This window comes from Hoylesella enoeca JCM 12259 (assembly GCF_000613405.1).
Classification (GTDB): Bacteria; Bacteroidota; Bacteroidia; order Bacteroidales; family Bacteroidaceae; genus Prevotella; species Prevotella enoeca.
Genome location: NZ_BAIX01000034.1, coordinates 1 through 26,042, shown reverse-complemented (window position 1 = coordinate 26,042; position 26,042 = coordinate 1). Strand labels below are relative to the sequence as shown.

The 26,042-nt window shown below is 46.5% G+C and carries 17 protein-coding genes and 4 pseudogenes; 14 read left to right on the top strand and 7 right to left on the bottom strand.

The features are described 5' to 3' along the window. Positions 1–245 precede the first annotated feature (245 nt). The 4 genes from JCM12259_RS09495 to JCM12259_RS09480 are packed head-to-tail and all read right to left on the bottom strand — an operon-like array spanning position 246 to position 7,285. Entirely contained in the window at positions 246–1,775 is a 1,530-nt protein-coding gene (locus JCM12259_RS09495) for a PKD-like family lipoprotein (protein WP_025066282.1), read from the bottom strand. 19 nt (positions 1,776–1,794) lie between these two features. Further along, the gene (locus tag JCM12259_RS09490) at positions 1,795–2,598 is read right to left on the bottom strand and encodes a DUF4843 domain-containing protein (protein ID WP_025066281.1); all 804 of its coding nucleotides are present in this window, start codon (positions 2,596–2,598) and stop codon (positions 1,795–1,797) included. 15 nt (positions 2,599–2,613) lie between these two features. Continuing rightward, the gene (locus JCM12259_RS09485; RefSeq protein ID WP_025066280.1) at positions 2,614–3,981 is read right to left on the bottom strand and encodes a RagB/SusD family nutrient uptake outer membrane protein; all 1,368 of its coding nucleotides are present in this window, start codon (positions 3,979–3,981) and stop codon (positions 2,614–2,616) included. A gap of 10 nt (positions 3,982–3,991) precedes the next feature. Then, positions 3,992–7,285, bottom strand: a complete 3,294-nt coding sequence (locus JCM12259_RS09480) for a SusC/RagA family TonB-linked outer membrane protein (protein ID WP_025066279.1) — start codon at positions 7,283–7,285, stop codon at positions 3,992–3,994. 426 nt (positions 7,286–7,711) lie between these two features. Between JCM12259_RS09480 and JCM12259_RS09470 the strand changes: the two genes are divergently transcribed. Further along, positions 7,712–8,215: an RNA polymerase sigma factor gene (locus JCM12259_RS09470; RefSeq protein ID WP_025066278.1), complete on the top strand. Its 504-nt coding sequence runs from the start codon at positions 7,712–7,714 to the stop codon at positions 8,213–8,215. Between the two features lie 42 nt (positions 8,216–8,257). After that, positions 8,258–9,361, top strand: a complete 1,104-nt coding sequence (locus JCM12259_RS15890; RefSeq protein WP_025066277.1) for a FecR family protein — start codon at positions 8,258–8,260, stop codon at positions 9,359–9,361. A gap of 31 nt (positions 9,362–9,392) precedes the next feature. Here JCM12259_RS15890 and JCM12259_RS09460 read toward each other — a convergent pair whose 3' ends face one another. Next, positions 9,393–10,322 carry an endonuclease/exonuclease/phosphatase family protein gene (locus tag JCM12259_RS09460; RefSeq protein ID WP_025066276.1) on the bottom strand — a complete coding sequence of 310 codons (930 nt, stop codon included), beginning with the start codon at positions 10,320–10,322 and terminating at the stop codon, positions 9,393–9,395. Between the two features lie 287 nt (positions 10,323–10,609). Between JCM12259_RS09460 and rpsF the strand changes: the two genes are divergently transcribed. From rpsF to pdxT, 8 genes and pseudogenes are all read left to right on the top strand, one after another. Further along, positions 10,610–10,954, top strand: coding sequence for a 30S ribosomal protein S6 (gene rpsF, locus JCM12259_RS09455; RefSeq protein WP_025066275.1), 345 nt, complete (start codon positions 10,610–10,612; stop codon positions 10,952–10,954). 2 nt (positions 10,955–10,956) lie between these two features. After that, a complete protein-coding gene (gene rpsR, locus JCM12259_RS09450) occupies positions 10,957–11,229 on the top strand; it encodes a 30S ribosomal protein S18 (protein ID WP_025066274.1) in 273 nt (90 codons plus the stop codon). 21 nt (positions 11,230–11,250) lie between these two features. Continuing rightward, positions 11,251–11,808 (top strand): 50S ribosomal protein L9, encoded by a 558-nt coding sequence (rplI, locus tag JCM12259_RS09445; RefSeq protein WP_025066273.1) that lies wholly within the window; start codon positions 11,251–11,253, stop codon positions 11,806–11,808. A gap of 209 nt (positions 11,809–12,017) precedes the next feature. Next, entirely contained in the window at positions 12,018–12,908 is an 891-nt protein-coding gene (gene fabD / locus JCM12259_RS09440; RefSeq protein ID WP_025066272.1) for an ACP S-malonyltransferase, read from the top strand. Positions 12,909–12,941: 33 nt separating this feature from the next. Beyond that, positions 12,942–15,100: pseudogene (locus JCM12259_RS14880) on the top strand (alpha-amylase family glycosyl hydrolase). A gap of 841 nt (positions 15,101–15,941) precedes the next feature. Beyond that, positions 15,942–16,970 (top strand): hydroxymethylpyrimidine/phosphomethylpyrimidine kinase, encoded by a 1,029-nt coding sequence (locus JCM12259_RS09420; protein WP_051559303.1) that lies wholly within the window; start codon positions 15,942–15,944, stop codon positions 16,968–16,970. 8 nt (positions 16,971–16,978) lie between these two features. Further along, positions 16,979–17,852 (top strand): annotated as a pseudogene (gene pdxS / locus JCM12259_RS14870) (pyridoxal 5'-phosphate synthase lyase subunit PdxS). After that, positions 17,853–18,422 (top strand): pyridoxal 5'-phosphate synthase glutaminase subunit PdxT, encoded by a 570-nt coding sequence (gene pdxT, locus JCM12259_RS09410; RefSeq protein WP_025066269.1) that lies wholly within the window; start codon positions 17,853–17,855, stop codon positions 18,420–18,422. Positions 18,423–18,461: 39 nt separating this feature from the next. Here pdxT and JCM12259_RS14865 read toward each other — a convergent pair. Both JCM12259_RS14865 and JCM12259_RS09400 read right to left on the bottom strand, forming a co-directional pair. After that, positions 18,462–20,035: pseudogene (locus tag JCM12259_RS14865) on the bottom strand (Rne/Rng family ribonuclease). Between the two features lie 262 nt (positions 20,036–20,297). Next, a complete protein-coding gene (locus JCM12259_RS09400; protein WP_159105383.1) occupies positions 20,298–20,618 on the bottom strand; it encodes an HU family DNA-binding protein in 321 nt (106 codons plus the stop codon). Positions 20,619–20,925: 307 nt separating this feature from the next. Here JCM12259_RS09400 and dinB point away from each other — a divergent pair. The 4 genes and pseudogenes from dinB to xpt all read left to right on the top strand — a co-directional run bounded on the left by dinB (position 20,926) and on the right by xpt (position 25,860). After that, positions 20,926–22,013, top strand: a pseudogene (gene dinB, locus JCM12259_RS14860) (DNA polymerase IV). Between the two features lie 77 nt (positions 22,014–22,090). Then, positions 22,091–23,539 (top strand): pyruvate kinase, encoded by a 1,449-nt coding sequence (gene pyk / locus JCM12259_RS09390; protein ID WP_025066268.1) that lies wholly within the window; start codon positions 22,091–22,093, stop codon positions 23,537–23,539. A gap of 419 nt (positions 23,540–23,958) precedes the next feature. Beyond that, positions 23,959–25,284: a nucleobase:cation symporter-2 family protein gene (locus JCM12259_RS09385; RefSeq protein ID WP_025066267.1), complete on the top strand. Its 1,326-nt coding sequence runs from the start codon at positions 23,959–23,961 to the stop codon at positions 25,282–25,284. A 9-nt stretch (positions 25,285–25,293) separates the two neighbouring features. Then, a complete protein-coding gene (gene xpt, locus JCM12259_RS09380) occupies positions 25,294–25,860 on the top strand; it encodes a xanthine phosphoribosyltransferase (protein WP_025066266.1) in 567 nt (188 codons plus the stop codon). Positions 25,861–26,042 lie beyond the last annotated feature (182 nt).

Genomic DNA, 26,042 nt, shown 5'->3' with positions numbered 1-26,042 from the left:
GCGGATTTTGATCATCCGAGGGGTCGGAAAGTGAAAATCGAGCGGATTTTGATCATCCGAGGGGTCGGAAAGCAAAAATCAAGCGGATTTTGATCATCCGATGGGTCGGAAAGCAAAAATCAAGCTGATTTTGATCTTCCGACGCGTCGGCGAGTAAAAATTAAGCCGTTTTTAATCTTCCGACGCGTCGGCGAGCAAAAAAAATAAATATTCTTGATTGCTTAGCGGTTTTTAGTCATGCAGCATTAATAGCACACAAAAACATCGCTCAGGTAAGGACTCATATAAAATATTTGCTTTGGAATACCTTTTCCCGTGTAAATAATTGGATCGTTTTTCAACTTATTGGCCATCGTCTCGAAAAGATAGAGTTTATATGACCCTCCGCTACTGGTCAGAACGGCTAAACAATCTACATTTTCCTTAATATTAGGATCCTGATAGTCTTGATAGTCGAAAACGACATGTTTCATCACTTCGATTTGTTCACCAGCAGGAATTGCAGCTTGTCCATTCTCTCGTTTGATCTCATATTCTAATGAATTAGACAAGTCATAACAATAGAGTTTGTCTTTCACACTGAAATACATCATTTCAAACTTTCGGTTTTGTGCAAAACATGTTGCGCTATTTATCTTCATGCTCGGATCGAGTGTCACGATCTTCTTAATACCATTCGTGAGAAATTCGGGATAGAAATCAACAAGATTCTTACCATCTATATAAACAATGATGCGCCCACCGTCTGATTCTTTCCGGAGAACGGCATAGATCTTGCCTCCCTCCCACATTCCCTCGTCCAGGAATCCGAAATAGAGAGGTTCATAGCCGTGGAAATCATTTTTGTAATCGGAATTCTCTGTATCTTTTAAAACAATCACGCGGTCGGGCGTTTTGAATGACGTACAGAATTTTCCGATCTCCGTATCAAACAGAAGAGGAGCCATCGTTGCATTTTTTGTAAAAATATTGCTCACGGAGTGACTTCCTTCCTTCGGGTATGAAAATTTTGAAAGTCCTAACTCACCGTTGCGCTCGGTATAGGCAAAGACTTCTCCGTTGTTGACAAAACCATTTTCTTCTGCGCCCGAATACCATAGCGATGGATTACACTTGGGGATGGTTTCAAAAAAAAGATCTTTGAAGCCAGCCAACCGCTTCATGTCGGATACCCGAACAACAGAGAGGTCAGCGCTTGTTAATATAGTAAAGCATTTATTTTGGTTGATAAGTTTACCGGATTCTGTGTCGAGCCAAGTATATTTCGTGAATCCTAAATATCGTGGTTTGCCTTCCAATGGCTTTCCTATTGTGTTTGTAAGTATGTTTTCAACATTCTTATTGCTCGTGAAGAGATCCAACTCTGTATGGTCGTCAGATTCTTTCATGACATACCAGCCTCGCGAAAATACAGACTGCACGACGAGACTGGAATAGAAATATTTTGTAACTTCTGTCTGCTTGTTTCGACAGGCGAAAATCAGCTGATAGGACGAGAGCTGAAGATTCATTTTATAGGAAAGATGTCTTTCGGTTGACAGTGTGTCGATCTTCCGACGCAGATTATTTTTGTCGAAACACATCCACATATAGTCATAATTGCCATCCTGTAATCGTGGGTCGATATCGAGTGTCTCCGAGAGATTACAAATGTAAACGCTATCTATTCCGCCGACCTGGATCGTGTCTGGATCAGTGTATGAATAATTTCCTTTGTCTTCGTAACAAGCTGACAGTATCTGTAGTGCTAATAAGCAATAAAATAGGGATCTCATATCATTTTCTTTTTAAATGTTAAGGAAAGACGACAGATTTTCCATTTTCGTCTTTAAGCGGAGGATTATTCTTTGGATCTGCATTATAGGCGTCTAATGCTTTTTTGATTTTTTTCAAGAAAAAGTCTCTAAGAGGCCTATCGTTTGAGTCGCGAATGTAGAATTTGATGAATTTATCATCCCACTTCTGCCCGGTTATGTTAATCATGAATCGATGCTTGACTTCTGACCAGTCGCCGAGATAGAGATTGCAGAAATAATCTTTGTCCGACCACATGCGCGGCTTCTCGAGCTTGTCGGATATTGTTATTTTTTTCAGGGCAACCTGCTGAGATGGGATCGTGAAGTCAGGACCAGGCAGCAACCGTAAATAGAGTTCGCGAGCGTTCTTCTGCAAATCTTTATCTGCACGCTTAATGAGAATACGCATCGTCAAGCTATTGGAACGTGAGGGAATGATCAAAACGCCATTGTCGGAGTCGAGGATCTCGAAGTGTTTTCCTTGTTCTGCTGGATACGGCATGTCGGCGTATGTAGAATCAATGATTTTGTTAGGATCATCTTGCGCGTATTGGTAGATCCACTTCTGTTTTACTTGTTCATAGTGCACTGTGCGAGGTTGATCTGTGATTTCTCCTATTGTCATCAAATCGACTTTGATGGTATCGGTCTGTTTCTCATCAGAAAAGTAAGCGAATGTATATACATCGGCGGCGTGATCCGAAAAACGAATCATGTTGTCACCATGATAGGTTTTTAAGTCGGTCTGACAGCTCGGCAAGAGAGAAACGAGTAAGAATGTCGATAAATAATTTATTTTCATGTGAGAATCCTCCGTCTACTGATATTTTAACTCGGTTTTTGGTAAGGGTAATACATAAACGCTCTTAGAACCTTCCTTGTTGGTCCATAAGATGTTTCGTTCTCCCCGGCGCTTATATTGGAAGAACTGCTGTCCTTCTCCATAGAACTCTTTATTATATTCCGAGGTAACAAATGCCATTTTACCCTCTTCCGTGTCTACATTGACTTGTCTTGACACATTACGGGCTTTCAACAACTCGTCGACCAATGGCTTATATTCGTTGGGTGATTCGCTGCACTCTATGGCGATGAGATACATCTCGTAAATGCGTATCAGAGGAATTTGCTCGGCAGAATATTTCGCGATCTCACTTCCCTGCTTGTATTTCATTAAGATAAACCGCGTGCGAGATGTCTCTGTCACTTGTTTCCATAAAGTGTTGACTCTGACATCAGTCACGTCCGAAGCGAAGAGCTCTTTTTTGATGTAACGTTCCAGCATATATACTCCGCCGGCCTGATAGATGAAACGTTCTGCCAATTCTTCGAGATTGTAGACATGAAGCGAGAATAAATGTTCCTTGCTGGCTATATAGTCTTTGTTCTGGACAATATCTTCTTTCTGGCAGAGTGATCGCCAATGGGAATTGATAACTTGTTGTGCATATTTTTTAGCTTGGGCGTGGTCCTGCATCCATAGGTAGAAACGCGCTTTGATCGCGAGCACAGCCCAATAGTTCATTCTGTTTTGCCGATGGGTAAAATAATTATCTTCATGACTTTTTGTGTCCACATTTTTGAGCAGAAGCTCAGCCTCATCCAGATCCTGCTTCAACGATGCGACGTATTCTGTCCAAGTATTAACAGGGAGATTATTCTTTGAGACGGCTTTTGAATATGTCAGCAATTTTCGATCATCCTGCGTCCCGGGAATAGGTCCGAAGAGCCGGAGTAGATCGAGGTGGCAAAATGCGCGCAGCCCCAATGCTTCGCCCTTGATAAGATCATGTTTCTCGCCAGATAGCACTCCATTGTCTACAAACCGAAGCAAATTATTGACATTCAGCAATACGTTATAGAGTCCCGCATAGATATTCTTGATAGATTCTTCCACCGCGGCGTCTTCATAGTCATAATTACTGTAACGACCTTCTGTGGTACTACTGTTAGCCACCCAATGTTGGGCCATATACTCTAACATACCCATGGTGAGCTGTCGGCCATAGAGCTGATGGGATTTCATGTTGATATAAACTCCCGTCAGTGCATTCTCAAAGCCAGTCTCTGTGGAAAACATCTCCTCTTCCTCCTCATTGTTGGAGGGTTTCACGTCTAACCAATCGCTACACGAACTCATCATGAGCGTGGCTAGAAAAATGATATAATAAATAGTTTTTTTCATAATCCTTACATTAAAATATGACCGAAAGGGAGAAAACGTAACGGTGAGAGAAGGGGTACATCAATCCGCGCTCCTGCTTGACGGATGATGCTCGAAAGAGATTATCCGTGCTAAAAGAAGCAGACATGTTTTGAATATTTAGACTCGAAAGCCAAGCCCGCGGACAGTCGTACCTGAGCTGAATGCTCTGACACTCTAATAGATTCTCGCGCTGTACAAATCTTGATGACATTTGTGTCTGTCTTCGGTCTCGAATATCTTTGAAGAATGTGTGATCGCCGGGACGCTTCCACCTATCTTTATAAACGCGCCGATCGACATTATACCGCAGATCTGCATTCTCCACGCGGTCTACTAATGTGGAGTTATAAATATCTCCTCCTACACGATAGCTGAACGACATCGTCAGGGTGAGCCTCTTAAAATTAAACATCGTATTGATATTTCCTCGCAGTTTTGGATCTTCTACGCCACACGCAACTCTGTCGGCAGCATCCCATTTATAGGTAGCATTTCCGAAACGGTCACGATAGAGTTCTCTTCCCGTACTGGGATCGATTCCGTAAGAAGGAACGACATAGATGGTGCGCAAGGCCTGTCCTTCTCTATATAAAAAGTTGGGATTCGATCCGCCTCGTTTTTCCAACTCTTTATTGGCCTCTTTTAAAGCATCGGAGATTTTTAAAATGCGATTCGTCTCGTGTATCGCACTAAGAGACAACGTCCAGTTAACATCCTTCCTGCGGAGCAGATAGGCCATAACCGAGAGCTCAAATCCTTGATTGCGAACCTTTCCGACATTGGCTGTATAGCTCGGGAATCCATTTGCCAATGGAATATTCATTTCCGAGAGAAGATTATCTGTCGTGTTGCGATAAATGTCGGCCGTAAATCTCAATCGACTGTCGAGAATGCTGGCTTCGAGTCCGAAGTTCCATTTATAAGTGCGCTGCCATTCCAGATCCTTATTCGCAATACCCATCAAATGTGTTCCAAACCAATAGCGATATCTGTCACTCATATAATATTGATAGGTGGCTAAGGCTTGGTAGGGATTGAAATTCACAGCTCCAGTCACAGCGTACGATCCCCGGATTTTTAAGCGGTCGAGCCAGTGAAGATCGCGTAGGAATTTTTCGCGGTTGATATTCCATCCTATGCCGAAAGAATAAAACGGAGCGAAACGTTTGTTTTTCCCGAACTGAGAAGCTCCATCCAATCGATAGGCTAAGTCGGCGAAATAACGATTGTCATAAATGTAGTTTACATTACCCGTCAGTCCGATCCGACGATCAAGCAAATCTGTACCTGATGGTTTCCCCTTATCTTCGTATTGAAGCGCCATTGACAACATCTTGAATTTCGATTGTGGGAATCCTTCCATCACAAACGTATATAGTTCCGACTGCTGCTGCGCCAAATTATAATCAAATCCGACAAAGAGTGTGTGTTTATTTCCAAATCGGTGGGAATAATTCAGCGTAATGTCCAGATCATAACTGAAATCGTTTCCTGTGGAATATTGGTATTTCCCTTTTCTGAATATTTTGTCCTCTGAATAGTCTTTGAAGTCCGTATGCCCGGCTGGCTTGAAAACATCCCGCGAATTGAAACGTTTCGAGACGCCAAATCTTGACCGGACGACGAGATCTTCCCATGGACGCCATTCCAAGTTGAAATTATTGAAGATCACCGTATTCTTTTGTCTATTCACCATATCCAACGTCGCATTGTACATCGGATTCTCGGGTGCAGGATTAAAAAAGTTCTCATTTTTCGATTCAAACTCCCGGCGCATTCTGCCTCGTTCGTCGCGCTCTGTCCAATAAGGATTCAAATAGACATAATTTCTGAAAGATCCGTAAGGCGACTCATCGGCCACCATGTTTCCAATTTCCAGATTATTGGTGAACAATAGATTCTTGTGCTCATACACCAAGTTGATTGCCCCATTGAAATTTTTGCGTTGGGATCCTTTCATCACACCTTTCACATCATTGTATTGCAATGAGACTGCGTATCTAAAACCGTCGGCATTGCCGCCCTCGACACGAAAGTTATGCCTATGTCCCACACCTATACGGAGAGGTTTTGATAACCAATAGGTGTCCACGCCTCGCTCCACTTCTTCACGCATGGCGTTGTATCGTTCGCGCAGACTCATTTCCACATTGGCAAAGTCACTCTCATATAGCCCGGCCTCGCGTTCCAGTTGCAACTTCTCGCGGGCATTCAAAACATCATAGCCCGTCAAGTCCGGGGCTTCAATGTTGAGACCACCGCGATAAGACAATCTCAATTTCCCGACCTCTGGACGTTTAGATTCGATGACCACTACGCCATTTGCACCGCGCGAACCATAAATGGCCGTGGCCGAACCGTCTTTCAGAATCGTTACCGAATTAATATCTTCATCATTCAAATCACGCATACGAGCCAGCGAAATCTCCACACCATCTAAAATAATCAACGGCGTATTCAAATCCACCCGAGTTTCGTTTTTCAGATCTTCCACGGTTGGCAAGCTCGATGTTCCGCGAATCTGAACCGTTGCCAGATGATTGGGATCGCCGCCGAAATTGTTGTTTTCCAAAACATTAAACGTCGGATCGATATTCTTCAACGTTGAGATAATGTCACGACCTTTGAATGATCGTAACTGTTCGTTATCGATCGTTGCCACAGCTCCGGTAAAACTTTCCTTGCTCTTTCGGAAAATACCAGTCACCACAACATTGTCGAGCGATTTAGTTGTAGACGTCAACAAGATTCTGCCATCAGATGAGGCATCCACCACCTCAGTCTTCATTCCCAGATAAGACACCTGCAATTGTCGTCCAATAGGCGAAATTTCAAAGTGATAATTGCCGTCCATATCGGTGACGACCGCCATTTTAGTCCCAATGACTTTAACTGTTGCACCGATCACTGGCTCACCATCTTCTTTCGACAACACGCAACCCTGGATCACTTTGGCCGTTCTCTGCTTCTGTGATAGAGCCGTTTTCAAGATCACACTCACAGTCTGCCCATCAGTGTCATAAGTCAACGGCGTATCTTTCAACACATAATCCATCACCTGCTTAAACGATGCTTTCTGAATCTGCCCATTCACTTTGTAAGCGGCAACATCGTCATAAGCAAACAGAAACTTATAGGCAGTCAGTTTTTCAAGGCGTTTAAACACAGACGGCAAACGCTCATTGCGAAACGCAATCGTCAACGGTTCATCTTGTGCGGCACACAATGGCAATACGATCAGACTCAATATCAACAGGAGAGTCAGGCGAAAAACTTTCATCATGCACAATGGTTTTAGAGTTATGATTACAAATTCAATAGATTATCTTATATTTAAGATACATACGAATAAGGAAAAAGTTACGCCCGAAACCAAAAAAGAATCTTTCGAAGATATAAAAATCGCCACAAGGCATAGCTATTTGCAACAATCCCGCATGACTCCAATCATTTAGTTTTTTCATTTCGTCACCGCGTTCTCATCCTCTCGTGCTAATTTAGATGATAACTCATTGATAACCAAGATTCTTTTTCCGGATTTTCAACTAATCGTCTTTTGCGTGATAATCTATGGTCTTTCACACCCGAACTAACAGTCTTTTGCAGCGCGAAAGACCATTAATTGGAATAGGGTGAATAATAAAACGCTAAGTTTGCAAACTTTTTCTGTTTTTTCTTTTACCTTTGTTCGTCATAAAGCGGAAAGTATATGGACGAAAACTTTGATTTCGAACAAATATTCAAAGCATATTACACACAATTATATTGCTTTGCCAAACAGATGATCATTGATGAACAGGAGTGTCACGATATCGTCTGCGAAGCCTATGAAGACGTGTGGCGCAACATTTCCACCATCAGAAAAGAAACGGTCAAGGCATATCTCTATGCCTGCGTGAGAAACAAAAGCATCAACCGACTCAGGCATAGGAACACACATCGCCAATATTTGGAATACTGCAAAAAAATGACGGATCCCTACGCACATAACGATGAACTGAATGAAAGATTGGAAAGAGAGAGACTCATCAATGAGGCCGTAGAAACAATGAAACCACCCATCGGCGACGTGTTGAGAGCTTGTTTCATCGACGGGAAAAAGTATGCAGAGATTGCCCAAGAGATGGGGATCAGTCTGAGTTTGGTCAAGAAATATATGGTGAAAGCCATGGCCAATATCAGAGAGAACATACAAAAAAGATTAAAGTCGTAACTATATCATATATGAATTGTAGTATTTATATATTGAAAAAGGATGAAGAAAACTGATCAAATAACAGAAAATAAAATTCAGGAACAAGCATTGCAGATCAGCGAACATGCCTCAGAGGTCAGCGATGAAGATATTGAGCATATCGATTCCGACCCACATTTGCTCGAAGCATGCAGAGATTTATTTTCCGTGAAAAAGGTAATGGCCGAGATAGGTATTTCTATTGACGTGCAATCGCGTTATGATGCGTTTATGCGCAAACATCGGTCACGCGCAAAAACAGTTATACAGTGGTTCGCTGCAGCAGTTGTCGCAGCTGTGATCGGCATCGCATTGACGCTCCATTTCCATCATAGCCCCTCCCCTACTGCCCTCCATCGGTCACAAATGATTTATATAGCCGACAACAAGCCACACCCTATTACCATCAGCGGGAAACGTATTCGGACAGTCAGTATCGGAAAAGAAACAAGTGACAGAACATTGGCTGTTGCATCGCTCGCTCCTAATGTGGCCGATGTTTTTACCGTAACAGTTCCCAAAGGAGACGTTTACACGCTGGTGCTCACCGACGGTACAAAAGTGTATTTGCATCCGGACAGTAGGTTCCGATTCCCAACCAACTTTGCACGAAGTGAACGCTGCGTGGAGCTTAACGGTGAAGCGTATTTTGAGGTGACCCACGACGCCAATCGACCATTTAAAGTTAAGGCTCACGGAATCACCACAACCGTACTCGGAACCGAGTTTAACGTCAGTGCTTATCAAGGTCAATCTCCTCACGTGACACTGATTTCTGGTAGCGTGCAAGTGCGTAGTGGCCGCCATTCGGTCATCATCAAACCTGGCGAACAAAGTATTTTAACGGATCAAGGACAGCTGGAAATCGCCAAAGTCGACACCGATGTTTACACTTATTGGCGTGATGGATATTTCTATTATGACAATGTTTCATTAGAAGAAATCATGACTCACTTAGGCCGAACATACAATATGTCTGTCGAATTTCTGTCACCCCGAATGAAGGATTACAAAATCCACTTTGTCGCCAAACGGTCGGCCAAGATCGACGATGTGGTTCGCACACTCAATAAAATCAATCGCATCCACATCATCCGTAAAGGAAACCTTTTGTCGGTGGAATAAGCTTCCGTCGACAAAAGGCATTTGCCACATTCTATTTTCTTATTTCCGACGGCACGAACTTCACTTTCGCCAACACAGGATAATGATCCGACGGCGTGCGCAGAACGGATTTTCCAAACGTGATTTCACGCGGAGCCTGATCGCTGTGTCGCGTTTTCTGATCCTCACACTGCGTCCAATAACTGTTGGTAAGAATGCCGTAATGCAGCACTTCAAATTGAGACGAAAGAAAAATGTGATCAATCCGGCTGTCGGTTTTCAATTCCGGCTTAAAATCATTAAACGTTCCGTTTTCTGCAAAACGCTGTTTCGCAATCGCGTATGCATCTTTCAGCAGTCCGGAATCTGAAAATATCCGATAGATCTCATTCGTTTGATCCACATTGAAATCCCCCGTGAGAATCACCGGATCATGTCCGGCAATCTCTCGAATCTTCTTCATGACGAGCTTTGCAGCCTCTCTGCGTGCCACGACACCCACATGATCCATGTGAAGATTGAAGAAACAGAAGTGTTTTTGAGTCTTCCTATCCATGAAACGTCCCCAAGTGCAAATGCGTACACAGGCAGCATCCCACCCCAACACTGGTTTGTCGGGTGTCTCATTGAGCCAGAAATTTCCGCTTTTGATCAACGCCACGCGATCTTTCTGATAGAAAATGGCTGAATATTCGCCACCTTTCTTACCGTCTTCACGCCCGATTCCGATATAAGCATAGCCCGGGAGCAGACGCGTCATATCCCGCAATTGATGATTCAAAGCCTCTTGCGTGCCGAAGACATCAGGTTGTTCGAAATTGATCATATTGCAGATCACAGGACATCGACGCGCCCATCCGTTACCCGCCCGCACATCATCGGCATTATCATTACGAATGTTGTAGGTTCCGACAAGCAAAGATTGTGCATAAATACCCGCTGCAAAGAGCAGAAACAGGGATAAAAACATTGACTTTTTCATTTTACTTTAAATCGAAAATTATGGTTTCGCAAAGATACAATAATTTATTGAAACACTCCCATCCTATTTCACCCACTTTGCAACTAACGCTTTTGGGTCGTACAACTAACGGTGAGTTGCCGTGCAATTAACCGTTAATTGTGAGCTAAATAAGCATGAATCAAAATACGATCGCTTTCCCCTTTTCCACGAAAATAGAAAGAAATGTTTGGTTGGTTGGATAAAAAGCACTATCTTTGCACCGCATTTTGCAAAATAACAACAAATTAATTCATTTTAAAAGTAGTATGAATCATTACGAAACCGTTTTCATTTTGACTCCCGTTTTGTCTGATGAACAGATGAAGGAAACGGTCGCTAAGTTCACGAAGCTGCTCACCGATAAGGGTGCCGAGATTGTGAACGAAGAGATCTGGGGGCTTAAGAAGATGGCTTATGCTATCGACAAGAAGTCGACAGGCTTTTACAACCTGTTGGAATTCACAGCAGAGCCGTCTGTAATCAAATCTCTCGAAACCGGATTCCGGCGCGACGAGAAAGTCATTCGCTTTATGACAGTCAAGCTCGACAAGTATGCGGTCGAATACGCAGCAAAGAGAAAGAGCAAATACGCTAAAAAGGAGGAGGCTTAATTATGGCAGATCAGAGATCATCAGAAATCCGTTACTTGACCCCGCCGTCAGTAGACACGAAGAAAAAGAAGTATTGCCGTTTCAAGAAGAGCGGTATTAAGTATATCGACTATAAGGATCCCGAGTTCTTGAAGAAATTCTTGAACGAGCAGGGTAAAATCCTCCCGCGTCGCATTACAGGTACATCTCAGAAGTATCAGCGCCGTGTGGCACAGGCTATCAAGCGTGCCCGCCAGATCGCTCTGCTTCCTTACGTAACCGATTTGATGAAATAATTAAACGAGGAGGGAAACAGAATGGAACTCATACTGAGAGAAGATATTATCGGACTGGGCTATAAGAACGATATCGTTACCGTGAAGAGCGGTTATGGCCGCAACTATTTGATTCCGACAGGTAAGGCTGTCATCGCTTCGGATTCTGCTAAGAAAGTGCTTGCAGAGAACTTGAAACAGCAGGCTCATAAGCTGGCTGCCATCAAGGCCGATGCTGAAAAACGTGCAGAGGCTCTGCAAAACGTGGCTTTGGTTATCGAAGCTAAGGTTTCGGCAACAGGCGTAACTTATGGTTCGGTGAATGCTGCTACCGTGGCAGAAGAGTTGAAGAAACGCGGCATCGAAGTTGATCGCAAGATCATCACGATGCACGACATCAAGAAAGTGGGCGATTTCGAGGCCACGATCCACTTCCACAAAGACGTTGAAGTGAAAGTTCCCGTGAAAGTGGTAGCCGAGAATGCTCCCGTCGAAGAAGCTCCTGAGGCAGAGGTTTCGGCCGAAGTCGAAGTGGCAGAAGCACCTGTTGCAGAAGTGGAAGCACAGATCGAAGAAGACGAGACACCCGCCGCAGAATAACATTTGCACTGTAAAGCAAATCTATATGAGTCCCGATCGCTACACAAGTATGCGATCGGGATTTTTGTATTCTCCGCAAAACAGAACAGCAGTATTGGCATCGGGAAGGCACTAATAATCATTAATTAAACCGATTACGCCACATGATTTGCCATATTTTTATTACTTTTGCACCTCTGAATGAATTATAACAAATAACAATAAGGTATATGAAAGCATTTGTTTTTCCCGGACAGGGAGCACAGTTTGTGGGTATGGGCAAGGATCTTTACGACAACAATCCGTTGGCAAAAGAACTCTTTGACAAGGCAAACGACATTCTCGGATATAGAATTACGGATACAATGTTCGACGGAACGGATGAAGAACTGAGGCAGACCAAGGTTACACAGCCGGCTGTTTTCCTGCACAGCGTGATCAGCGCACTGTGCATGGGCGATGCATTCAAGCCCGACATGGTGGCAGGCCACTCTCTGGGTGAGTTCTCTGCACTGGTAGCAGCAGGCGCATTGAGCTTCGAAGACGGTCTGAAACTGGTTTATGCCCGTGCGATGGCGATGCAGAAAGCCTGCGATGTGGCTCCGGGGACGATGGCAGCCATCATCGGTCTGGCAGACGAAAAGGTAGAGGAGATCTGCCATGAGGTGAGTACAGAAAGCAATGTGGTGATTCCCGCCAACTACAATTGCCCTGGTCAGCTGGTGATTTCGGGTCATGTGGATGCTGTCAACGCTGCATGCGAGAAGCTGAAAGCTGCCGGTGCCAAACGAGCATTGCCTTTGAAGGTGGGCGGCGCATTCCATTCACCGTTGATGCAACCTGCTAAGGAAGAATTGCAGAAGGCGATCGAGAAGACCACCGTCAATGATCCGAAATGTCCCGTATATCAGAACGTAGACGGAAAACCACACACCACAGCCGCAGACATCAAAGCCAATCTTATAGCTCAGCTCACAAGTCCTGTTCGTTGGACATCGAGCGTACAAAACATGGTGGCCGACGGCGCCGACGACTTCACCGAGTGTGGTCCCGGAAAGGCTTTGCAAGGAATGATCGCCCGCATTGCCAAAGATGTGAAAGCCCACGGAATAGAGCTTTAAACCTTGATTGCACAAGAGAGACAAACAACCAAGGTGAACAAGAAAAAAATCATTATTTATCAAACCTTACCGCGACTTTTCGGCAATCGTAACCTCACCCGACAGGTAAACGGTACGCTTGCCGAAAACGGTTGCGGTAAGATGAGCGACTTCGATGCGCCCACGTTGCGACGCATCCACACGCTCGGCGCCACTCATATCTGGTACACTGGCGTGATCCGACACGCCACCGATACCGATTACACCCGCTTCGGCATTCCGCGTCAACATCCGGCCGTAGTCAAAGGACTGGCCGGGTCGCCTTATGCCATCACCGACTATTATGACATCGACCCCGACTTAGCCGACGACGTGGAGCAACGCATGGAGGAGTGGACCCAACTCATCGACCGAACCCATGCAGCCGGCATGCAGGTGATCATGGATTTCGTGCCCAATCACGTGGCGCGCCAGTATCACTCCATCGCCAAACCCGCAACGGTCAAAGACCTCGGGCAGGATGATAACACCGACAAGCATTTCGATCAGCAAAACAACTTCTATTACTGCACGGGCCAACCCTTCGCGCCACAGTTTGATCTGCAAGCCGGAGCTGCCCAACCCTATGCAGAGATGCCCGCCAAAGCGACCGGAAACGACCGATTCGACAACCATCCCGGTATCAACGACTGGTATGAGACCGTGAAACTCAATTACGGCATCGACTATTGTGACGCTGGAGGACGAAGCCGACACTTCGATCCCGTACCCAATACGTGGATTAAGATGACCGACATCCTCCTCTTTTGGACAGCCAAAGGCATAGACGGATTCCGATGCGACATGGTCGAAATGGTGCCCACCGAATTCTGGACCTATGCCACACAGATCGTCAAGGAGCGCTACCCCCAACTGCTGTTCATCGGCGAAGTCTATGATCCCGAACAATATCGAAGCTACATCAACAGCGGATTCGACTATCTATACGACAAAGTCGGCATGTACGACTGCCTGCGCGCCGTCATCCGAGGCGAGCGACCAGCCTCCTCAATCACTTACCAATGGCAGTCCACCGGCGACATCACCGACCACATGCTCTACTTCTTAGAGAATCACGACGAGCAACGCATAGCCAGCGACTACTTCTGCGGCGACGCCCACAAAGCCCTGCCAGCCATCATGGTGAGCGCACTGATGCGCACCAACCCCTTCATGATCTACGCCGGACAAGAATACGGCGAACCCGGGATGGACCGAGAAGGATTCAGCGGCACAGACGGACGCACCACCATCTTCGACTATTGGACCGTGGACGCCATCTACAAAGCTACTTCAAGCGCAACGCCCTCACCACACAGCAGAAACAACTCGCCCTGCAATATCAAAAGATCCTCCGAATAGCCAACCGCGAAAAAGCCGTGCGCCAAGGCGCATTCTTCGACCTGATGTACGCCAATCCACAATCGTGGCAATTCGACCCCCACACCCAATTCGCCTTCCTCCGCAAACAAGACGACGACGCACTCCTGGTCATCATCAACTTCTCAGACCGCCGCGTGCACGTCAACGTCAACCTCCCCGGCCACGCATTCGACTATCTCGGCATGACCGAGCGCGACGTCACCGCCGTCGACCTGCTCACCGGCGAAACAGTCATCCTCCCCTTGAAGCGCGACACCACAGTCCCCGCAGACATCCGCCCCCACACCGGGCGCATTTATAAATTCAGCATGAAGATGGAAAACAGCGCCTACGTGCTCAACGAGCACAACAAAGAAGAATTCCCACCGGCCCACACCGCCGAGCACCTGCTCAATCAAGTGATGATCCGGATGTTCGGTTGCGAACGCTCACGCAATGCCCACATCGAACGAAAAAAGAGCAAAATCACTTACATCCTCGATCGGAAACCAGATCGAAAGCAAGAGAAAGCCATCGAAACACAGATGAACGAACTCATCGACCAGGATCTGCCCGTGACCTACGAATACGTAGACCGCAACCACATCCCAGCCGATGTCACACTCGATCGCCTGCCCGACGATGCCTCCGAGACCATCCGCCTGGTGCGCATCGGTCACTTCGACGTATGCCCCTGCATTGGCAAACACGTGCGATCCACCGCACAGATCGGCCGTTTCGAGCTACTCGGAACCAACTGGGACGAAGCCACCCATGCCTTCCGCATCCGCTTCAAAGTGATAACCACATAGGTCCTCCTCCACAAACCACACTCCCCCAATCGAGTAGCCGCCCCATCCCACTCCGGCTACTCGATTGCGTTTCCACGCCTCCCCTCCCACCTCCACTCCTTTCCCCCACAAGCTTCTCCTCTCGCCCACTCGCGAACTCCACCGCTCCGCCGCCTATTCTCCCCCACCTTCACCCACCAACCAACCCAACCTCCTCCCACGTCAACCCCTCCCTTTCTCCCCACCTCACTCCTTTCCCCACAAGCCTTCTCCTCTCGCCCACCCGCGAACTCCACCACTCCGCCGCCTGTTCGCCTATTCATTTACTCCTATATTTCTATTACTTTCCTCCGCTACTACGATTGAAAAGATCCTATACAAATTGAATTATCATCATGATGAGATTAAATTATCATCGCGATGAAACAAAAATATCATCATGATGAAACGAAATTCTCATCATGATGATAATTCAATTTGTATAGGATCTTTTTAATCGTAGTATAGGTAGAAAAAGATAGCACAACAGGTTGAAATAGATTGCAGTACTGGGTGAGAAAGACTGGAGTGCTGGGTAAAAAAGGCTGGAGTGCCAATAGGGGAAGATTAAAGTAGCGATAGGGAAAGATGGCAGTGTTGGGTGAGAAGGATTGGGAGGCAGGCGTTGAGAGACGCGAAGCATGCGAGGAGTGAAGATCGGGTGAGGCAAGGACGGAGAGCTGCATAGGCTCGCGGCATGAGAAGTGTGCATAATGGGAATAGGGCGAAAGGCTCGCGGCCGAGAGCGCAAAGTTCGCGGTCTGAATCTTTATCCAAATGTGTGTTTGCTTTGTCAAAACGGGAACATTATTTCGCTGTCTGCATTTTTTTTCTTTCCTTTGCAGGTGCTTATGAAAACGAATATACCATCCTCACGATCACGGGTTCCGACAGTACGGGCGGCTCTGGTGTTCAGGCAGATATCAAGACGATTTCGGCACTGGGCGGGTATGCTTTGTCAGCAATCACAGCGATTACGGTTCAGAACACGCTCGGTATTCAGGAGTTTTTTAATCTGCCGGCCCATATCGTTGCCGGCCAGATTGAGGCTATTATGAACGATATTCAACCGGAGGTGGTCAAGATCGGTATGATTCGGAGTGTAGGCACGCTGAATGCAGTGGTTGGCGCGCTGTCTAAGTATAAACCGCGGCAGACGATCTACGATCCGATTGTCTATTCGAGTCGAGGCGATGTGCTGATGGCCGACGATGTGATTGCCCAGGTGAAGTGTCGGTTGTTGCCGCTCATCGATTTGGTCATTGTCCGCGAACGCGATGCAGCCTATTTTATGTGCAGTAAGGCGTCGGATATGGTGGGTAGAGATCAGGTAGCATCGTGGTTCGGTGCTTTCGGTTGCCGCAACGTGATCATGCAGGAAGATCTTCTGCCGCAGTATGCACATGGATTGGGAAACAGTCTGGCTTCGGCCATTGCTGTTTATTTGGGTCAGGGATTGCCGATGGACGAGGCCCTGAGCCGTTCCAAGACGTTTATGAATCAGCAGATACGAGTCGCTTCAGACCTGACAGGTCGGAGCAGCGAACTTTATAATGAATTTGTCAGCGAGGTAATGGCGCATCACCGCACCAATAGCGACGTGCATTTTTATGCCGATTGCCTGAATGTGAGTAGCAGATATCTGGCCCAAGTTACCAAACGTATCTCAGGGAAATCGCCCAAGAGTATCATCGACGATTATCTGATCAGTGAAATCGAGCAGCAACTCAAAACCACGGACAAAACTGTTCAGGAGACGGCTTATGCTTTCGGATTTTCGTCACAGGCGCATTTCACCAAGTTTTTTAAGAAGATGAAAGGAATATCCCCAAGTCAGTACCGTAAAAATTAAATATCATTATGACTGAAAACAGACAAACATTGAACCGCAACTTGGCTCAGATGCTTAAGGGCGGAGTGATTATGGACGTGACAACCCCCGAACAGGCTCGTATTGCCGAGACTGCGGGCGCGTGTGCAGTGATGGCGCTCGAGCGCATTCCGGCTGATATTCGTGCAGCCGGCGGTGTTTCGCGGATGAGCGATCCGAAGATGATCAAAGGTATTCAAGCTGCCGTTTCCATCCCCGTGATGGCCAAGTGCCGCATCGGCCATTTTGCTGAGGCGCAGATTTTGCAGGCTATCGAGATCGATTATATCGACGAGAGCGAGGTGCTTTCGCCTGCAGACGATGTTTATCACATTGATAAGACCCGTTTTGACGTGCCCTTCGTCTGCGGTGCGAAGAATTTGGGCGAAGCCTTGCGGCGCATTGTCGAAGGTGCAACGATGATTCGGACGAAAGGCGAACCGGCACCGGCGACGTGGTGCAGGCCGTGACGCATATGCGGATGATGCAGAGCGAGATTCGCAGAATCGGTTCGATGCGCGACGACGAACTGTTTGAGGCCGCCAAACAGCTTCAAGTTCCGTTCGAGTTAGTGCAGTATGTGCACGACAATGGCAAGCTCCCCGTGGTGAACTTTGCAGCTGGCGGTGTGGCTACTCCTGCCGATGCAGCGCTGATGATGCAACTGGGCGCAGAGGGTGTGTTCGTCGGATCGGGCATCTTCAAGAGCGGAAATCCGGCTAAGCGGCTGCCGCCATCGTGAAAGCCGTAACCAATTACAACGATGCCAAGATGCTGGCCGAACTCTCCGAGGACCTCGGCGAGGCGATGGTGGGCATCAATGAGCAGGAGATTCAGCTGTTGATGGCTGAGAGAGGCAAGTAAATGAGAATTGCCGTATTAGCATTACAGGGAGCTTTTATCGAGCATCGGCGGATGTTGTCTGCGTTGGGAGCTGACAGTTTTGAGGTCAGACAAGCAGCCGATTGGAACCAACCGAAAGACGGACTGATCATTCCCGGCGGCGAAAGTACCACCCAACTCAAACTGCTTCATGAGCTATGTCTGCTCCATCCCATCCAAGAGGCAATCCGCGGAGGATTACCCGTCTTTGGAACCTGTGCCGGACTGATTCTTTTGGGTAAGCAAGTGGATGGCAAACCATATACGGGTATCTCGACGATGGATATTGCTGTGCGCCGCAATGCTTACGGAAGACAGTTGGGAAGTTTCTATACTGAGGCACCGTTTGATGGAATAGAAGAGGAGGTTCCGATGACTTTCATTCGTGCTCCTTATATAGAAGCATTGACATCGGCAGATTGTCAAGCCTTGGTAACTGTCGGCGGACATATCGTTGCTGCTCGGCAAGGACGCCAGCTGGTAACGGCTTTCCATCCGGAATTGAATGAAGACACACGTATTCATCAGTATTTCTTGAATATGGTCGTATAAAAAAGAAGAGCAGTTCAAATGTTTGAGCTGCTCTTCTTTTTATTTTGTTTCGATCTCTTCTTTCATATCGATGAATTGCTTTTCTGCATCGTAAAACTCATATTGCAGAAAAGCGAGCTTTTGAGAAGAGATAATGTGCACGCCGAAACCGTATTTGAACTGCCATTTGCGCTTCAATGAGACAACGCCTTGGTTGATATAGGCCGCCACATAAGGGTGAACGTGCAGATAAAACTTCCTGATACCAATCTTATTAACTAATCGGTCAATCTTACTCTCGAGCTGATCCGTAAACAGAATACTTGATTTAATCTTTCCTTTTCCAAAACAAGTGGGGCACGTTTCTTCAACGTTGACATCCATCGCAGGGCGCACTCGCTGGCGCGTGATCTGCATCAGACCGAACTTACTCAATGGAAGGATGTTGTGACGAGCTCTGTCTTTCTGCATATTCTTGCACATTCGCTCGTAAAGCATCTGCCTGTCTTCGGCCAAATTCATATCAATGAAGTCGACAACGATGATCCCTCCCATGTCACGCAGGCGCAATTGGCGGGCCAATTCGTCTGCTGCACCGAGATTAACGTCCAATGCATTAGCCTCTTGTCCGCTCACTTGACGCGATCGATTGCCGCTATTCACATCCACAACGTGCAGTGCTTCGGTATGTTCAATAATGAGATAAGCACCATGTTTGTAGTTGACGGTCTTGCCGAAGCTCGATTTGATTTGCTTGGTGATGTTGAAATTGTCAAAGATCGGCGTCTTGCCCGAGTACAGTTTCACGATGCCAGCCTTTTCAGGGGCTATCAAAGAGACATAGTGCTGTACTTCTTTAAACACATCATTGTCATTGACGTAGATGTTCTCGTAAGTCGGATTGAAAAGATCGCGCAACAAAGCGACAGCTCGTCCGGTCTCTTCAAACACCAATTGGGGTCGTTTCTGTGTTTTCTGAACTTTCTCAATGGCTGTCTCCCAACGCTTGTTCAGCACTTTCAATTCGGCATCTAATTCGGCTACTCGTTTACCTTCGCTACTGTTCTGACAATAACGCCGCAGTTTTTAGGCTTAATACTGTGGATGAGTTGCTTGAGTCGGGCGCGTTCTTCGCCACTTTTGATCTTGGATGAAACCGACACTTTATCATTGAAAGGAATCAGAACCAAGAATCGTCCGGCAAAAGACAGTTCGCCGGTCAGGCGTGGTCCTTTGGTGGAAATCGGTTCTTTGACAATCTGAACCAACACTTCTTGCCCCACGGTGAGCGTAGTCTGCACGCTTCCGTCTTTCTTTAAGTCGGGCAATCGGGATGCTTTTGCAAAGGGATAAAGTTTTTTTCGGTCGCTCTGTACTTGTTTGAGATACTTCTCGTAAGAGTTAAATTGGCTTCCTAAGTCAAGATAATGAAGAAAGGCATCGCGTTCATATCCAACATCTACGAAGCAAGCATTGAGCCCAGGCATCAGTTTTTTGACCTTGGCCACGTAGATATTTCCAACAGAAAACGAAGCCGATCGCGGTTCGTTCTGATACTCCACGAGATTCTTGTCCTCTAAGAGTGCGATCGAAATTTCTTTCTGTTGAACGTCAATTACAACTTCGCTGGTCATTCTTTTACTTGAAAACTTAGTGTATTTAATAAAAAAGGTATGTCAAAAAATCCTCGACGGATACATTGACATACCCCAGTCAGAAGAGACTGTCGAGCCAAATGGATTTACTTGCTCTTATGTCTGTTCTTCCGTAATCTCTTTTTACGCTTATGCGTTGCCATCTTGTGGCCCTTTTTCTTTTTACCGTTTGGCATAATCTTTAAATTTAATTTGTTTGTTATAGTGTTATTGATATTCCTCGATTCGGAACCGGCCGCATTCAGCCTTTCATCTGCTCGATGAAACTTTTGGCAGGTTTGAAGCTCGGAAGATCGTGTGCTTCGATATTGATAGTCGTATTCTTCAAGATGTTACGGGCTGTTTTGGCAGCACGATGTTTGATGATAAAACTACCGAAACCTCGCAGATAGACATTCTCTCTTTTCTCTAAGAGGCTGTCTTTAACAGTGTCCATAAATCCTTCTACAACGGCAGCGACATCCCTTTTGGGGACTCCGGTCTTCTCTGCAATCTCATTGATTATATCAGCTTTTGTCATTGTATGATTTGTTATTATTGTTATGATACTTAACTCCTTAATTCCAAATGAGTGTGCAAATATACGAGTTTTTTGCGTGAAAAGGAAATTTATTTCGCATTTTTTGCCGATTCGCACGATAATCGTGGGCCGTTACGAACCTGCCGTCGGCTATTGCGGTGAAACTTAATGGATCGTTGGGGTGCAACTAACAGTTAATGGCCGTGCAACTAACGGTTAATGGTACTGCGATTAACCATTAAACGCAAGTTGATTGACCGTTAGTTGAAAAGGCCGAAGAATGCTGTGGAATACAAATAAACAGAAACATGCGTCGCCTCTCTCAATGATTTTGTGTACTTTTGCGTTGATGGACGGGCGCAAAATCATACACATCGACATGGATGCATTCTTTGCTTCGATTGAGCAGAGAGATCATCCGAATGGCGAGGCAGGCCCATTGCCGTGGGATTTGATGGTCCGCGGGGCGTGGTTTCCACTGCGAGCTACGAAGCCCGGCGCTTCGGCGTGCATTCGGCCATGGCAATGAGCAGGGCCAAACGACTCTGTCCGTGGCTCATTGTGGCGCGGTCGCATTTCGATCATTACCGCGAAGTGTCGCACCAGATACATGAAATTTTTCGCGAATACACCGATCTGATCGAACCTTTATCCATTGATGAGGCGTTTCTCGACGTGACCTATAATAAAAGTGGTATAGAACGGGCCGACGAACTCGCGCTCGACATCAAGCGGAAAATTCGGGAACGAACACGGCTGACGGCTTCGGCAGGCGTTTCTTACAACAAATTTCTGGCCAAAATTGCATCGGATTATCGCAAACCCGACGGTCTTTTTGTCATTCCCGAAGCTCAATCGCTCGATTTCATAGCCCAACTACCCATCGAAAAGTTTTGGAGTGTGGGACCGAAAACGGCCGAACGAATGCACCGAATGGGAATCTTCAACGGCTCACAGTTGCGCAACGTGTCGCTTAATCACCTGAAAGAAGTGTTCGGAAAAGCCGGAAGCATCTATTACGATTTCGCTCGCGGCATCGATCTTCGACCTGTCGTGACCGAACACGAACGCAAATCGGTGAGTTGCGAACAGACTTTTCTCGAAGACATCGGCACTCGATCTAAGATCCTGATAGAGCTTTATCACACGGTTTTAGAACTGGTCGAACGAATCTCCAAGGCTCAATTCGAGGGAAAAACACTGACACTGAAAGTGAAATTCTTTGACTTCAACCAGGTCACCCGCAGCAAAACAGCCCGCAAAAACCTGCTTACCAAAGACGACATACTACCTTTGGCCAAGGAATTGCTGAATGAAGTGAATTTCTCCGGGACCCATCCGATCCGCCTCATCGGTCTTTCGGTTTCTCATCCTGCCGACTCCGCCCCGTTGGATCGCCCTGAATGGGTGGAAGGTTATTTGCCGTTCGAAGCATAAATTCAAGCGATGCATTGTTTGAATTACAGTTATTTTCATGTAACTTTGCAAGAAATTAAAATCAAAATCGTATCGATATGAAGCAAACAAAGATCGTATGTTCCATCAGTGATTTGAAGTGCGAGCAAGACTTTATCCGCAAATTGTTCTTCGCCGGGATGAATGTTGTCCGGATGAACACGGCCCATGCCACCCCAGAAGGCATCCGGAAAATCATCCGCAACGTGCGGGCCGTGTCGCCACACATCGGTATTCTCATCGACACAAAGGGTCCCGAAGTGCGCACAACAGGCGTAGCCGCACCCATCCCATATAAAACCGGCGAAACAGTCAAGATATTCGGGCGGCCGGAAATGGACACTTCGCACGACATTATTAATGTTTCCTATATCGATATAGCCAAAGATATCAAGGTGGGCGACGACCTGCTCTTCGACGACGGAGCCTTAGACATGAAGGTGATTGGCGTTGAAGGTCCCATGCTGATGGCTCGCGTACAAAACGACGGAGTGTTAGGCAGCCACAAAAGTGTGAATGTCCCGGGCGAACATATCGATCTTCCGGCGCTCACTGAGAAAGATCGGAACAACATTTTGCTTGCAATCGAAGAAGATATCGACTTTATTGCTCACTCGTTCGTACGTAATGCGGCCGACGTCAAGGCCGTGCAAGATATTCTCGATGCGCACGGAAGCGACATTAAAATCATTTCGAAGATCGAAAACCAAGAGGGAGTGGACAACATAGACGAGATTATCGATGCTTCATATGGCATTATGATTGCGCGTGGCGACTTAGGAATCGAAGTGCCGATCGAGAAGATTCCGGGCATTCAAAGGCAAATCATACGCAAGTGTGTGATGAAAAAGAAACCCGTGATCGTGGCTACCCAGATGCTGCACACAATGATTAACAACCCTCGTCCCACACGAGCTGAGGTGACAGATATCGCCAATGCCATTTATTCTAACACCGACGCACTGATGCTCAGCGGCGAAACCGCCAGCGGAAAATATCCCGTCGAGGCTGTGGAAACGATGGCGGCAGTGGCCGAACAGGCAGAAAAAGACCGATTCGGAATCAGAGATTACGACATCGTTTTAAATGATAACTGCACCCAGAAAGAGTTTTTGGCTTATTCAGCGATTGATTCCACGCGCCGATTGGGTGTTGCCGGTATCATCACCGATAGCGAAACGGGTGAGACGGCGCGCAACATCGCAGCCTTTCGCGGTCCTACTCCCGTGCTTGCCATTTGTTATAAGGAAAAGACGCAACGCTGGCTCAATCTTAGTTACGGCATCATTCCCATCTATCAAAAGGAGCATCAGAGTGCCGAATACATGTTTATGGCGGCGCTCCGGATGCTTCGTCAGAAGGGATATATCACGCTCGATGATAAGATTGCGTATTTAAGCGGTAGCTTCGGAGAGAGTGGCGGCACCACGTTTGTTGAAATCAATCGAGTTCGACAAGTGTTCGATAAGTCGTATGAATTCCATCTTCCGCAGCACGTGGAGCGTTAAACATGCATCCGATCGCACCGGAAACGATCATCGAAAACGCCGAATCAAAATCTGATTCGGCGCTTTTCTTTTCCTCTCTTTTACACGCACAAAAGACAATTATCGTTATTGCATGTGGAAAAAGCAACTTATCGGCTCTCTGATTGACGGTTAATCACCACGCAACCAACCATGCTTTACACGACGATTAACCGTCAATGAAAACCCATGTGATAGTGAATTAAGAAACAAACAAATACAGCTCCGATACTCACCTTGTAAGATCTGTCCGACCAATCACATTTTCAGACTTCAAACATGCCCGCTTATCCATCGCTTCAAAAGAAAAATTCATACCTTTTCTGATTGATTTTTCGCCCGCATCGCATGGCTCTTCAAAAAAGATTATGTAAATTTGCGCCTTTAAAAAAGAAACCTTTATGGAAAAGAATGAGAAACAATCGGGCAGTCTGATCTATGGAGTCAACGAGCGGCCGGCGTTGCGCGACACCCTTTTTGCGGCCATTCAACATCTTCTTGCGATATTTATCGCCATCATTACACCACCTTTAATCATCGCCAAAGCATTGCATTTGGATCTTGCTTTGACTGGTTTCTTAGTATCGATGGCCCTTTTCGTGTCGGGCATTGCTACCTTTATTCAATGCCGGAAGATAGGTCCTGTGGGTTGCGGACTGCTTTGTGTGCAGGGCACCAGCTTCTCATTCATTGGCCCCATCATTGCAATTGGCAACGCAGGAGGCCTTCCGCTCATCTTCGGAGCGTGTATTGCAGGCGCTCCGGTGGAGATGATGATGAGCTATTCGTTTAAATATCTGCGTCGGATTATTACGCCATTGGTCAGCGGAATCGTTGTAATGCTCATCGGATTAAGCCTGATCAAAGCTGGTATTGTGGCCTGTGGGGGCGGTAATACGGATGCCCCCGACTTTGCTTCACCGCGTAATCTACTGGTGGCCGGCGTAGTTTTGCTCAGCGTTATACTGCTCAATAGCACGCGCAATAAGTATATTCGGATGAGTTCGATATTTACGGGTGTAGTTATTGGCTATATCTTGTCGCTCGCTTTGGGAATGGTCGATTTCGGAAATATCGCTGCCCACAGTTCTACGGCATTCTATGTGCCGGCTCCTTTCAAGTTGGGCGTCGACTTCAATGTATCTTCCATCATTGCCGTTGCATTGGTTTACTTGGTTACGGCGATAGAAGCCACGGGCGATGTAACGGCTAACTCGATGATTTCCGGCCGTCCGGTAGAGGGCGAAGAATATGTCAAACGAGTGTCGGGAGGCGTCTTGGCCGACGGTATTAACTCGCTGTTGGCTGGCGTTTTCAGTTCTTTTCCCAACTCGATATTCGCTCAAAACAACGGGATTATTCAACTAACAGGCGTGGCCAGCCGTTATGTGGGTTACTTCATCGCTGCAATGCTCATTTTGCTCGGGCTTTTTCCCATCGTGGGTATCGTCTTCTCGCTGATGCCTTCGGCTGTTTTGGGTGGCGCAACACTGTTAATGTTCGGTACGGTGGCCGCTGCCGGTGTGCGCATCGTGGCCTCGAAGAAACTCGATCACCGTTCAATGCTTGTTATTGCAGCCAGTTTATCGCTCGGAATAGGCGTCGAACTGATGCCCGACATTCTGCGACAGCTGCCCCTAAGTGTGCAAACTATTTTCTCATCGGGCATTACCACGGGCGGACTTACAGCCATTATCTGTAACGTATTGATTAATTTGAAGAAATAAACACACGCAATGGACAAGTTAAAACAGCGTATTCTGCAAGACGGCAAGTGCTATCCTGGCGGCATCTTAAAGGTAGATAGCTTTATCAATCACCAAATGGACCCTAATCTGATGATGGAGTTGGCCAAGGAGTTTGCTGCTCTTTTCGCCGGACTTCACATCAATAAGATCATCACAATAGAAGCAAGCGGCATCGCTCCGGCTATACTTGTGGGCTATCTGATGCAACTTCCCGTGGTGTTTATCAAAAAGAAAGAACCCAAAACAATGGAGAATATGCTCACATCTGTGGTTCATTCATTTACGAAAGACCGCGATTACACGGTTTGTATCAGCACCGACTATCTTACAAAAGATGATCACGTGCTCTTCATTGATGATTTCTTGGCCAACGGCAATGCGTCGATGGGGGTGATAGATTTATGTCGTAAGGCCGGCGCTAAGATTGAAGCGATGGGCTTTATCATTGAGAAAGCATTCCAGCAAGGTGGCGAAACCCTTCGTAAACACGGCATTCGCTACACGGCTTTGGCCACTGTCGAGAGCTTGGACAACTGTAAAATCAAGCTGAAATAGACCTCCACATTCAATTAATTTGCAAAAAGTTTGCAAGATTTAGAAAGTTATTATACCTTTGCCCCCGGTTTCTTTCGCCTCCTTAGCCTCCTTAGCCCCCTAAGTTAGGGGGATGGGGGTCTGAACAAGCGAGAGGCCGATTAAAAAGAGCAAACGAGAGATGATTAAACAAACAAATATAA